Origin of the sequence: Nocardia sp. NPDC050710 (assembly GCF_040654375.1) — a bacterium.
Lineage (GTDB): Bacteria > Actinomycetota > Actinomycetes > Mycobacteriales > Mycobacteriaceae > Nocardia.
In genome coordinates this window covers 165657-178711 of sequence record NZ_JBFAHV010000014.1, presented here as the reverse complement: position 1 = coordinate 178711, position 13055 = coordinate 165657, and the positions used below count along the sequence as shown (strand labels likewise).

Below are 13055 nucleotides of genomic sequence, written 5' to 3'. Positions count from 1 at the left end.
TAAATCATTGGAGGTCGCTGTGCCCGCGCGCGAATCCGAGCATCCGAAGGCGGTCCTCGCGGTCGTCTTCCTCGTGATGTTCCTGGTGTCCCTGGATCTATCGATCGTCAACGTCGCGTTGCCGGATATCGATGCCGCTCTGGATTTCAGTCCCTCGGCGCTGAGCTGGGTGATCAACGCGTTCCTGCTGCCCTACGCGGGCCTGATGCTGCTCGGGGGCAGGCTGGCGGACCTGACCGGTCGACGCCGATTGCTGCTCGCGGGTCTTGTCGTATTCGCGGTAGCGAGTGCATGGGGCGGCGCCGCGCAGCAGGGTTGGGAGCTGCTCGCGGCCAGGGCGGTACAGGGCATCGCGGCGGCGGTGCTGTCGCCGATGTCGCTGGCGTTGGTGACCTCGGAATTCCCGGAGGGGCCCGCCCGCTCGAAAGCGATGGCCGTCTGGGGAGGTGCCGGTGCTGCGGGCGGGGCGTTCGGTGTCGTCATGAGCGGCCTGCTGACCGACCACCTCAGCTGGCGATGGGTGATGTGGGTGAATCTGGTGTTCGTCGCCGCCGCGATCGCCACCGTTGTCCGGGGAGTGCGTGATGTGACGGTGACGCGACGTGGACCGGCCGACGTGCTCGGCGCGGTGTCGGTCACGTTCGGGATGACAGCGTTGGTCGCGGCGGTGATCTCCACCGAGCATCATTCGTGGGGTTCGCCGACGGTGCTCGGCTGGTTCGCGGGCGGGATCGTGGCGCTCGCCGTGTTCGTATGGGCCGAACTGCGCGCGGCCGATCCGCTGGTTCCGCTCGGCTTCCTGCGGCGGCGGTCCCTGATCGGCGCGACCGTTTTCGGATTCATGCTGGTGTCCGGGCAGATCGCCAGTTTCTACTTCGTCTCGCAGTTCCTCCAGCGAGTGCTCGGCTACAGTTCGACCGCCACGGGGTTGGCGTTCCTGCCGTTCTGCGTGGGAGTGGTCGTCGGCCTCCGGGTGGCGCAGGGCGCGATCGGCCGAGCCGGGGCACGGCAGGTGATGGTCGCGGGCGGACTGCTGGGGGCGCTTGGACTGGTGTGGTTCGGGCGGGCGACGGAGTCGAGCGGGTTCCTCACCGCCGTGCTCGGCCCCTCGCTGGTCTGCAGCGTCGGCATCGGTGCGGCGATGGTGGCCATGGGCGTCGCCGCCGTCTCCGGCGTAGCGGCCGAACAAGCGGGCCTGGCGTCCGGAATCCTCAACAGTTCACGGCAACTCGGCGGGTCGCTCGGGCTCGCGGTACTGGTGACGATCGCCGGCGGCATCATCGGCGATTCGTACGCACCGGCCGATCTCGCACACGGCTACACCACCGCACTCACCATCGCCGCAGGGCTGTTGGCCATCGGCTCCGCGGCCGCCGCGGTGATCCTTCCCAGCCGCAAGGCAGCGCCTGCCGATACCACGACGGCACCCACCGCAACACCGGTGCCCGATCTCACCGACTAGGGCATGTCATCGCGTGCCTGATGGGCATAGTGTGAACGATATTCATTACCAAGTACTTCAACCTGTTCTGCCGGCTCCGGCGTGAAAGACGCCGGGATGTCTGATCCAGGAGTGTCATGACTACAGCGTCTCCCTCGGTCGCCGCATCCGAGACCCGCTCGGCTCCGCCGCGGGACACCGACGACACCGAGAAGGAGGACAAGAAGAAACAGCAGAAGGCCGGTGCGCGGGCGCTCGAGGGTTTGATGAAACCGGTCTCGGCGCAGTTGACCGCGGGCAGGCTTCTCGCGGTGGTCTCCGGGGCGCTCGCTGTGGTTCCGTATATCGCGCTGGTGCGTATCGGTGAGTTGCTGCTCGACGCCCACGCAGGGGGCGTGGATGTCGATGGCGACGAAGTGCGTCGCTGGCTGTTCATTCTGATCGGCGCGTTCTCGCTGCGGCTGCTGATCTATTTCGTCGCGTTGTTCGTCACTCATATGGCCGATGCCCGGTTGGGGCATCTGATCCGGCTGCGGATGGTGCGGCGGTTTTCCCGGGTTCCGTTGGCGTGGTTCACCTCCACGAATTCCGGTCGGGTGCGCAAGGCGTTGCAGGACGAGATCGGGACGGTTCATCAGCTGATCGCGCATCAGCCGGTCGATGGCACCAATGCGGTGGTGATGCCGCTGGCGCTGATGGTGTACGCATTCGTGATCGACTGGAGATTGGGGCTTTTGGCGATCGCGACGCTGCCGCTGTATGTGGCGGCGATGTCGTTGGCGATGGTCGGTATGGGGGAGAAGACCGTGGAGATGGATCGGCGGCTGTCAACGGTATCGGCCAGGATGGTCGAATTCGTCACCGGAATTTCGGTGGTCAAGGCGTTCGGCCGGGTGGGGCGGGCGCACCGGAGTTATCAGGAGGCCGCCGACGACTTCTACGATTTCTATCTCGCCTGGGTGAAACCGCTGATCCGGGTCTCCGCACTCGGAACATCATTTCTCGCGGTTCCGCTGGTGTTGTTGATCAATATCGGTGTCGGTTCCTGGTTGGTGCATCGTGGTTCGGTATCCACGGCCGATGTGCTCGCGACAGCGCTGATCGCCTTGCTGATCCCGTACGCGATCGAGGTGTTGATGAACTCCATGTGGGCCAGGCAACTCGCCGGTGGTGCGGCCCTGCGGCTTGCCGACCTCTTGGAAACCCCGGTGCTGTCGGACCAGGGCGAGGAAGACATTGTGGAACCGGAGTCCCATGAGGTCACCTTCGACCACGTCAGCTACTCCTATGGGTCCGGTGAGGATTCCGTACTCGCCGTCGAGGAGGTGAGTTTCACGCTCCGCGAGGGCACGGTGACCGCGCTGGTCGGACCCTCCGGGTCGGGTAAGTCGACGATCGCTACTCTTCTGGCCCGGTTCGACGACCCGCGTTCGGGCACCATCAGCATCGGCGGAGTGCCGGTGGCGAAGATCGCGAATCTCTACTCGCACGTGGGATTCGTCCTGCAGGATCCGCAACTGCTGGGGATCAGCCTCCGGGACAACATCGCCTTGGGCCGTGTCGACGCCACCGACGAGCAGATCCGGCAGGCCGCTCGCGCCGCCCAGGTTCTCGATGAGATCGAGTCGCTCCCACAAGGTTTCGACACCGTCTACGGGAAGGACACCGGGCTGTCGGGTGGGCAGGCCCAGCGAATTTCGATCGCCAGGGCGCTTCTCGTCGACGCGCCCGTCCTCGTTCTGGACGAGGCCACCGCGCTGACCGACCCGGAGTCCCAGCACGAGATCCAGCAGGCCCTGTCCGAACTCGCCCGCGGGCGGACCATTCTGCTCATCGCGCACCGGCCCGAGGTCATCAAAGGCGTCGACCAGATCATCCTCATCGACTCCGGGCGAATCACCGCGACCGGAACACACGACGAACTGCTCACCGAACCCGGATACGCGCGGCTGTGGGAATCCACGGGGGCCGAGCGGCACGCGAACGATGCCGTCACGGCCGGCGCCACCGAAGGAGACCGGCGATGAGCCTTCCCTTGATCGATATCGTGCCGCGGATGGGCCGGATGGTCTCGCATCCGGAGGCGATGAAACCCGCGATCGCCATCAGTGTCGCGGCAGGACTGGTCGAAGGTCTGGCGCTGGCCGCGCTGCTGCCGACCATCAGCTCACTCGCCGAGGATGCCCCGGTGTGGGGAATGGGCCTGGCGGGGTGGCTGTGGTTGCTGGCCGGGTTGTCGGTGGCCAGTTTCGCCGTGAACTATGCGCAGAGCAGGAAGAATTACAGCGTCGCGCTCGACTTTCTGCGTAGTATCCACCGGTTGATGGGCGACCAGGTGGCGAAGCAACCACTGGGCTGGTTCGCCCGGCCGCTGGCCGGAAAACTGTCTCGGATGGTCTCCACGGAGCTGATGTCGGCGGGGGAGATCTTCGCGCACATGTTCGGCCCGTTGGTCGCACGCAGTGCCGCGGTCTTGGTGATCCTCGTCGCCGCCTGGTTCTGGAACCCGCTGCTCGGCCTGATCCTCACCGCGGCAGTGCCGGTTTTCGCCGTGATCACGTTGCTCTCGACCGGACTCATGCGCAAAGGCAGAACGATCCACGAGCCGGAGGAGGTTGTGCTGGCCGATCGGATCGTGGAGTACGCCCAGTGCCAGGGGGCGCTGCGCTCCTGCGGACGCAGCGACGACTTCGACCCGCTGGCGCAGGCACTGGAGAACGCCTATTCCACCAAGCGGCGTGGTCTCTGGCTCGAGTCCGCGGGCATGCTGCTCAGCGGCATGGTCACCCAAGGTGTGGTCGTTGCCCTGATCAGTGTGACCGGATCCTTGGCGGTCACCGGCACGCTGGAACCGATTCCCGCACTGGCCTTCATCGGCTTGGCACTGCGATTCTCCTCGACGGTGTCGGCCATCACCGAGAGCGCGGTGGCATTGGAGTCGCGCCGTCCGCTGCTCGACGCGCTGGACGAGGTGCTCACCGCTCAACCGCTCGCGGAACCGGCCACCCCCGCCACGCTGACCGCGCCCGGCACCGTCGAGCTGGACGGCGTCACCTTCCGCTACGCTCCCACAGCCGAACCGGTCCTGCGGGAGGTGTCGCTAACGGTGCCCGCGCGGTCCATGGTCGCGCTGGTCGGTCCCTCGGGTAGCGGGAAAACGACCATCGCGCGCGTCATCAGCAGGTTCTACGACGTCGACGAGGGAAGGGTTCTGGTCGGCGGGGCCGCGGTCACCGAACAGACCGGCGAGCAGTTGATGGCCCAGCTGTCGATGGTCTTCCAGGACGTCTACCTGTTCGACGACACCCTCGCGGCCAACATTGCGGTGGGCCGCGAAGGCGCCACCGACGAGGAGATCCGGCAGGCCGCAGACCTCGCCGGTGTCACCGAAATCGCCGACCGGCTGCCCGACGGCTGGGAATCCCGGGTCGGTGAGGGCGGCCGAGCGCTGTCCGGCGGCGAACGCCAGCGGGTGGCGATCGCGCGGGCACTGCTCAAGAAGGCGCCCATCGTCCTGCTCGACGAGGCGACCTCCGCCCTCGACGTGGAGAACGAGGCCCACGTGGTCGCGGCGATCGAGACATTGCGTGAGCAGGCGACGATCCTCGTCATCGCCCACCGGCTCGACACCATCGCCCGAGCCGACCGCATCATCCAACTCGATGACGACGGAAGGGTGGTGACTCAGGGCACTCACGACCAGCTCCTGACCGAGGGCGGCACCTACGCGCGCTTCTGGCACCACCTGCACAATGCACAAGGGTGGCAACTGACTAACCATTAGCCCATGCGCATGAGCGGTTCCGGAGAGGTTGACTCGGCGCATGACATGCAGGGCGCGCGATGAGCGTCGAGACCCTCGATCCGGTTTTCGCCATGAGGTGCGGCGGGCGCTGTTCGCCGATATTGTGCCGCGGCTGGCGCCCCGCGCTGTTCGAACTGCAGCCGCCGCACACGGACGAAGGATCGCACCGCCAGCCCAACCCGCAGTTCGACATTGCGTAGGCGAGCTATCGTCCGGTCGCTGCCGTTCGAAGACAAGGCGCCGCGGAAGACCGCAGTCCGTCTTGCAGGACCACTCCCGAACTGTGAACTGTGGACTGTTTCGTTCTTGCCGTACCGCTTGACAGGTCGTGCGAGTGGTGGTCGACAAGATCGTTCGGGGTCGGCAGTGATGGTCATCTGTTCTCGTTTGCGCGGGGCGGTTCCTGCGCGTCGGCATCACCGGGTCCGCACTACACGCTGTCGAGTTCCGGTTCGTGATTGCCGTGGGCCGGGCCGGAATTCGTACAGCGCGAGCAGGATCACGGCGGCAACCGCGATCAGAGACCCGAACACCGCGATCATGACCGATCCGCGGGCCGAATCGGACGAGTCCGCCCCGGACAGGGCCGCAACGCTCACCGCCGCGACGGCGGCAGCCAGAATTCCGGCAACGCACCACATCGGTGTGCCGCCCGCCAACCCGAGTTGCCGTCGCGGCAGGTCGATGAGCGCGTCGATGCCGGTCGTCAGGGTCCCCGCCGTCAACAGCGCAAGAGGTCGGGCGAACTGGTCGAGGGCAAGCATGGGCAGTCCTTTCCGGATGGGGGTGGCCGGTCTGTCGCCGCCATTAGATGGAAGCGACTACCATTTCCAATAACTGCTGTGGCACGATCGATAGATGATCGAGTCTCGTCAGCAACGTCGTGCCCGTGAGCGTGCCGAGCGGAAGGCGGCGAGCCGGTCCGGCCCGAATCTTCGACTTGTCTCTGACGAAGCGGACCCGAAAGGATCGGTGCGGGAATCGGCGGAGTGCGGATGCTGCGGCCCCGGCGAGCGCTGAACCATACTGCCGATCGGGCGAAATTGCCCGGGTAACAGCTTTCGTCGACGAACATCGAATGGATGTGCCGCCGCCTGGCGAGGCGGAGGCCGAGTCGGACCGCGGTTGTTTCCCGTCTCGCGCCCGAGTCTGATGCGGGCGCGGATGACCAGGAGTTGTACGGGGCGACGGTGCGGGCGCTGGGGGCGACGAAGCAGGTGCTGGATCGTTGGTGAGCCTGGGTCGTGGCCGCCGAGGCCGCGTTCGCGAGTCTGGCCGCGCTCACCGCTTCCCAGCCGTGCCACACCGCCGATGCCGGAGTTCCTCCACCGCACCCGCCGTCGCATCGTCGAGCACCTGATGATGGGTGATGCCACAGATGAACTCGAGACGCCGTTAGGGGTTGGATGGTTCTGATTCGTGGCGGGGTATGACCCGTACCCACTGACGTCGGACTCCTTCGGGTTCGGGTGCTACTTGACCGGGGCGGGTGGCGTGGGTGGTCGTGGAGGCGACCGTCGCGCCTGCGATACCACCGAGGATGCAGCCCACGGCGGCGCCGCCGAGTCCGCCGACCAGAGTGCCGATGCTGGCTCCCATGCCGATGACGCTGGTCATCCGGCTCCACGCCGCCTGTTCACGTTCGTATTCGGTCTTCCAGGGAGCCTGGTTCTCGAACGGCAGGGCGACGGACTGATACTTTGCCTTGGCGATGTCGAGCTGCGGGGTCAAGGTGGCGGTGCGATCCATGATCTCGGCCGCGATCGGGAAGACGAAATCGTCGACCCGGAACGACAATTCGGTCCCCGCGAGAGTGGATCCGTCCTTCGCCTCGATCTTGAACACACCGTCCTCGACGGCCATCGAACCGCTGTCGGTGACGATGGTGGTAGCGCTCGGCGTGGTCTCGGCCCGGTACTGGACTCCTTCGGCCGGGGCGGCGTACACGGTGCCCTGGCCGAGGGTTGCAGCGGCGACCAGTAGGCCGGCTCCCATGGTGCTCGCTGCGGTTTTCCTCATCGACATGTAGTGATTCCTCATCCTTGTTCGAGCTGTGACCGAGTGCCGCGATGCATATTAATAACAATGATTTTCATTTACATAGTGGGTGACGCAGTTGGCCCTCGAAGTATGGAAGCGCCGGTCATGACATCGGGGTGCGCTGGGCGGATTCGGCGGTGCCGCAGGTCATCTCGGGCGCCCTCGGGTGGCGTCGGGCCTCACTCCGTGCACACTTGCGTTCGGAGGACATGCCGGACATGATGAGTCTTATCGAAAATGATTTTCATTAGCGTCGAAGCCTGGACAGTGGACGACGCCTGACGCAACCGCGGAAAACTTCGCCTGGACGGGTCGCAGCACAGCTGTGACCCGTTGCGGTGCGAGGTCTGGTGAGGATATCGAATGAGTTTGTTCCTGAGCCCGCTTCTGAGCGGCTCGGTCAGGGAAGTACTCGCTGAGCCGGATCGCCTGGCCGGCATGGTCGAGGCGCTCGGTTCGCCGTTGAACATCGTTCTGCCACAGCAGATGACGGCGAACGCGCACGACTTCCTCGCCGTCTACGCCGAACATCACCTCACCGGAAAGGTCTACTTCGCGCACAAGGCGAACAAGTCCAGCGCCCTGATCCGGGAGCTGGCGGTCAGTGAGGTGGGAGTCGATGTCGCCTCGCTGGGTGAACTGCGGCACGCTCTCGCGGCCGGCATTACCGGCGACAAGATCATGGCGACCGGGCCGAAGGACCTCGAATTCCTTTATCTGGCAGCCAAAGTGGGTGCGGTGGTCAATGCCGACTCCGGGGTGGAACTCGAGCGCCTCGCCGATATCGTGGCACGGCACCAACTGCCTCGGGTACGTGTGATGATCCGGCTCTCGGCCTTCGATTCGCCTGGCGTCAAGGTACTCAGCCGCCCCAGTCGCTTCGGCGTGCACCAGCGCGAAATGGGCGAACTACTGGGCGTTTTGGCACGTCACCGAGATATGCTTGATCTCCTCGGGATGGCCTACCACCTCGACACCAACGGCTTGGACGAGAAGGCCCTGGCTCTCGAAGGGTGCCTGCTGGCGATGCGTGAGGCGACCGTTGCCGGATTCGCCCCGACCGCCATCGATATCGGCGGCGGATTCGGGGTGAACTACCTGCGCGATCGCGAGGAATGGGAAAGCTACACCACCGAACTCGGCCATGCCGTCCTCGGAACTCGACCGGCGATGACCTGGCAGAACCACGGCTACGGCCTGCGCGCCGAGGCCGGGACGCTGCGTGGCACGCTCGGGGTGTATCCAGGGTATCGACCGGTCGCTGGCGCAGGCTATCTCGACGAATTGCTGCGCCGTACCGCGCCGTCTCTGGGGCGCTCGTTCGCGACCCTGCTGCTGGAGAACATGTACGACCTGTACATCGAGCCCGGACGCGCCCTGGCCGACCAGTGCGGAATCACCCTCGCCCGGGTCGAGGAGGTCCGTACCACCCATGGCGGAGACCACATGGTGCGGCTGGCCGCGAATTCCCGCGACATCAGCGCTGAGGAACACGCTGTGCTGATGGACCCGCTGCTGGTCCCCGCCGAACCCATGGTCGATCGACCCGCGGAAGTCTTCCTCACCGGAAACCTCTGTCTCGAGGACGATCTCATCACCCGCAGGAAGGTGAGCCTGCCGCGCCTGCCCGCGGTCGGCGAGTTGCTCGCCTTCGCGAATACGGCGGGCTACTTCATGGATTTCGCGGCCGACGACGCGCTGATGCAGCCCGTTGCCCGCAAGGCCGCGATCTATCCCGCGCTCAGCGGTGGATGGTCGTGGTGCCTGGATACCGAGTACTGGCCCGTGAAAGGTGGTCGCTCATGAAGTACGACAGCATCCTCGACGTCATCGGGGATACTCCGTTGGTCCGGATCGCTCCGGAAGTACACGGGCTGAACAACATCGACCTCTACGCCAAGCTCGAGATGCTCAACCCGTTCGGGTCGGTGAAGGACCGCCCGGCGTGGAATATGGCGAGGGCCGAGCTCGATCGCGCGGTCGCCAACGGGGACACCATCGTCGAGTTGTCCAGCGGCAACACCGCGAAGGCCCTGGCGGTGGTGGCGGCCATGCACGGTTTGCCGTTCAAGAGCGTCACCAACCGCATGAAGGTGCCCGAGATCAAGGATCTGCTGCTGTTGCTCGGCGCGCGGATCGAAGAACTGCCAGGGCAGACCGAATGTCTGGACCCCACCGATACCGAGGATCCGCTCACCCGGATGTATCGGAGCCTCACCGAGGAGGGCACCGGACACCTGCACACCGATCAGTACTTCAATCCGCGCAATCCCGAGGCACATCGGGTCGGGACCGCGCCGGAGATCATCAAGGATCTCGGTGGGCAAGCTCCAGATATCTTCATCGCCTGCGTGGGCACCTCCGGATCCTCCAGCGGCGTGGCGAGCGTGCTGCGCGAACACGATCCGAACGTGTCGGTGGTAGGCCTGGTGTCGACGAAGTCGGACTTCGTGCCCGGTATCCGCAATATCGACGAGGTCAACGAGGTCGGATTGTTCAACCCCGCGCACTACGACACGATCGAGCCCGTCTCGGCGCAGCAGGCGATCGACGGCATGTTGATCCTCAACCGCCGCTGCGGAATTCTCGGCGGACCGACAGCGGGTGCGGCCTATTTCGGCGCACTGCGGCACCTGAGCGCGCTCGACGCCGGCCTCACCGAACGCAAGACCGCCGTCTTCATCGTCTGCGATCGTGTCGAAAGCTACATGAGCTACGTCCGCCGACTGCGGCCGGAACTGCTCGAACAACCGGCCCGACCCAACTCCGTCGGCACCGTGACCGACGCCGAACTCGCCGCAGTGCGGGCAATGGATGTCGCCGAGACACGCGCCTGGCTCGACGAGGCCCGACCCTTGGTCGTGGATCTGCGCGGTTCCTTCGCCTATTCGGCACTGCATATCGAGAATTCGGTCAATATCGTCGACGAGTTGTTCGACGAACTCGTCCACGGCGGGCTGCCGTTCGGTGCGGGTTCACCAGTGCTGCTGGTCTGTCCGGTGGGGGAGAAGTCCGCGCGATACGCCGCGCTGCTGACCCGGATGGGTCATCGCGATGTGCGCAGCCTGCGCGGTGGCCTGGTGGCGTGGCGAGACGCGGGCGCACCGTTGGTGCGGGACTGAGTCATGTCGACACCAACCGAAACCGATGTACTGGGCCGGCTCGCGAGCTGGCAGCGCGCATTGCGGGACCAGTTCCCCATTCTCGCTCGCCACCCGGAGATGGCGTATCTGGACAGTGCGGCCACCGCGCAGAAACCGGCGGCGGTACTCAAGGCCGTCACCGAGTTCCTCACCACGATCAACGCCAATGTCGGTCGCGGCTCCTACCCGTGGGCGACGGCCACCACCAGCAGAGTCGAGGCCGCCCGCGAACGGATCAAAGCCGGTCTCGGTGACACCGGCTCCGACTCGACCGTCGAATTCGTCAGCGGAACCAGTCACGGCTTGCGCGTGGTGGCCCAGGACTGGCTGGCGCCGCAGCTCGGCGACGGTGACGAGATCATCGTTCCGTTCGGCGATCATCAAGCCAATCTGCGTCCCTGGCAGGACCTACGAGACACACTCGCCCAGCGGGGTATTCGCATCCAGGTCGTGCCGATGCCGGTGGACATCGCCTCCGGCGACTACGACCACCGCGCGCTGCCTTCGGTGGTGACCGCGCGCACCCGATTCGTGGCCGTCACCCACGTGCACCACGTCTTCGGCGCGAATATGAACGTGCACCGGGTCCGTGAAGTCGTGGGCCCGGACGTGCCGATCTGCCTGGATGCCGCGCAGAGTGTGGGACACGGCCCACTGTCGGTGGCCGAACTCGATGTGGATTTCGTGGTGTTCTCCGGGCACAAGATGATGGCGGCGCCGGGGGTGGGCGCGGTGTGGGCGCGCAACCGCCGCGGCCCGCGCTTCGCGATGCGCGGATGGTCCGGAACGCCGAATACCGCCGGAATCGTGAGTCTGGCGGCGGCATGGGATTGGCTCGACCGTGCCGGACTCGCCGACATCCGCGCCTGGAACACTGCCCTGTGCGCTCGGCTCACCGACGGGCTCAGCCGTTGTCACGACGTACGGGTGCTCGGATGTCAGGACAGTCTCGCCCTCGACTCCCAGGTGCAGCGCCGCGAAAGCATCGTGACATTCCGCCATGAACACGTGCGCGCCGACGATCTCGGCTTCGTGCTCGCAGACGAGGGAATCATGGTGCGCGCCGACAGCCACTGCCAGGCCGGACGTGCTTCCGAGGATCTCGCCGTCCGGGTCAGCGTGCACGTCTACAACACCCCGGAGGAAATAGACCGGCTGCTCGAAGTGGTCCGTCGTTGCGAGGGAATGAGAAGTTGAGCAAAACCGTTGTGATGGTGGATGTCTACGCGCCCACCGTGCCGCTGGCGCAGGCATACCGTGATGCGGGCGCACAGGTGGTGCGGGTCCAGAGCACCGTCGACCCGCCGCCGGTGTATCGCGCCCATCCCGATCTCGCCCTGTTCGCCGACAACATCGTGCACGCCGGCGACCTCGCCGAAACGCTGATCGCGGTCGCGCGCCACCGCCCCGATGTCGTCATCACCGGCGGGGAGACCGGTGTGGAGCTCGCCGACCAGCTGAGCGACACCCTGGGTGTGGCGAGCAACGGGATCGAGCTCAGCGCCGCGCGCCGCAACAAATACCTGCAGAACGAAACCCTGCATGCCGCCGGGGTCCGATCCACACGACAGATGACAGTCGACGACGAACAGAAGCTGCGGGCCTGGCACGAGGAGATCGGCGGCCGGGTCGTGGTCAAGCCGGTGCGCAGCGCAGGCAACGACGGCGTCACGTTCTGCGCGACCCCCGAGGAGTCCACCGCCGCCTATCGCGCGCTGCTGGGCAGTACCAATGTCTTCGCCGAACGCAACGACGCGGTGGTGGCCCAGGAATATCTGGTGGGCACCGAATACGCGGTGAACACCGTCAGTTCCGGCGGCAAGCATCGGGTGACCGACATCTGGCAATACGCCAAGATGACGGTCAACGGGGTAATCGACCGGCACGCCGGGGTGTTCTCCACCCCGGTGGCCGAACACGCCGAGCTGGTCGAGTACGCGTGCACCGTGCTCGACGCACTCGGGGTGCGCCACGGGCCCGCGCATCTCGAGATCATGGCCACCGCGGACGGCCCCTGCCTGGTCGAGGCGGGTAGCCGGATCTGCGGCGGCGGCGCCGCCTACTACGCGAGACTCGCAGGCGGTGAATCCCAGCTGGAATGGACGGTTCTCGCCTATCTGGAACCCGCGCGGTTCGCCGAGACCTATCAGCGACCCCACCGGGTCGACCAGCATGTGGTCATGGCATATCTCACCTCCCCGGTCGAAGGAGTGCTGGAGGACTACCCGCTGCTGGACCAGGTGCGTGCGCTACCCAGCTTTCACAAGGAACACCTCGGGGTACGACCCGGCGACCCGTTGCCGCGTACCGTGGACGACTCCACCGAACCGCTGATGGTCGGTCTCGCGCATCCGATCGCGCAGGTGGTGGCCGACGACTTCCGCGCGGTCAACTACCTGGATGGTCACGGCTTCTATCGGCTACGGCCATGACCGAGAGCGGGCGGGGCCGAGATCCCTTTCCTGTGGCGGGAACTGCACGGCTACGACCTGAAAGAAGCCGGTTTCGCGATCGCGCTCGGCCATCGGCCGCCCGCCGTCGCTTCCACCGGTCGTGGCGGTCCGGTGTGTGGTTTGCTGTTGATGCCCGCGCCAGCGGTGCGCCCGTGCCGCATCGAATACGCGAC

At 65.8% G+C, this 13055-nt stretch carries 9 protein-coding genes; 7 read left to right on the top strand and 2 right to left on the bottom strand.

Translation table 11 applies throughout. The features are described from left to right. The first annotated feature begins 19 nt into the window (after positions 1 to 19). From AB0H61_RS23425 to AB0H61_RS23415, 3 genes are all read left to right on the top strand, one after another. Positions 20 to 1462, top strand: a complete 1443-nt coding sequence (locus AB0H61_RS23425; RefSeq protein ID WP_357307879.1) for an MFS transporter — start codon at positions 20 to 22, stop codon at positions 1460 to 1462. A gap of 116 nt (positions 1463 to 1578) precedes the next feature. After that, complete coding sequence (locus AB0H61_RS23420; RefSeq protein WP_357307877.1) at positions 1579 to 3468, top strand: ABC transporter ATP-binding protein; 1890 nt, start codon at positions 1579 to 1581, stop codon at positions 3466 to 3468. Continuing rightward, positions 3465 to 5225 (top strand): ABC transporter ATP-binding protein, encoded by a 1761-nt coding sequence (locus AB0H61_RS23415; protein ID WP_357307875.1) that lies wholly within the window; start codon positions 3465 to 3467, stop codon positions 5223 to 5225. The genes AB0H61_RS23420 and AB0H61_RS23415 overlap by 4 nt, the downstream gene beginning before the upstream one ends. A gap of 437 nt (positions 5226 to 5662) precedes the next feature. Here AB0H61_RS23415 and AB0H61_RS23410 read toward each other — a convergent pair whose 3' ends face one another. Then, entirely contained in the window at positions 5663 to 6010 is a 348-nt protein-coding gene (locus AB0H61_RS23410; protein WP_357307873.1) for a hypothetical protein, read from the bottom strand. 631 nt (positions 6011 to 6641) lie between these two features. After that, positions 6642 to 7271: a hypothetical protein gene (locus tag AB0H61_RS23405; protein WP_357307871.1), complete on the bottom strand. Its 630-nt coding sequence runs from the start codon at positions 7269 to 7271 to the stop codon at positions 6642 to 6644. 378 nt (positions 7272 to 7649) lie between these two features. On the opposite strand from AB0H61_RS23405, the gene AB0H61_RS23400 reads away from it, so the two are divergent. Genes AB0H61_RS23400 through AB0H61_RS23385 form a run of 4 tightly spaced genes read left to right on the top strand, consistent with a single transcriptional unit; the run spans position 7650 to position 12861 of the window. After that, positions 7650 to 9092, top strand: a complete 1443-nt coding sequence (locus tag AB0H61_RS23400) for a Y4yA family PLP-dependent enzyme (RefSeq protein WP_357307869.1) — start codon at positions 7650 to 7652, stop codon at positions 9090 to 9092. Beyond that, positions 9089 to 10408, top strand: a complete 1320-nt coding sequence (locus tag AB0H61_RS23395) for a pyridoxal-phosphate dependent enzyme (protein WP_357307867.1) — start codon at positions 9089 to 9091, stop codon at positions 10406 to 10408. The genes AB0H61_RS23400 and AB0H61_RS23395 overlap by 4 nt, the downstream gene beginning before the upstream one ends. A 3-nt stretch (positions 10409 to 10411) precedes the next feature. Further along, complete coding sequence (locus AB0H61_RS23390; RefSeq protein ID WP_357307865.1) at positions 10412 to 11626, top strand: aminotransferase class V-fold PLP-dependent enzyme; 1215 nt, start codon at positions 10412 to 10414, stop codon at positions 11624 to 11626. Continuing rightward, positions 11623 to 12861, top strand: a complete 1239-nt coding sequence (locus tag AB0H61_RS23385) for an ATP-grasp domain-containing protein (RefSeq protein WP_357307863.1) — start codon at positions 11623 to 11625, stop codon at positions 12859 to 12861. The genes AB0H61_RS23390 and AB0H61_RS23385 overlap by 4 nt, the downstream gene beginning before the upstream one ends. The last annotated feature ends 194 nt before the right edge of the window (positions 12862 to 13055 follow it).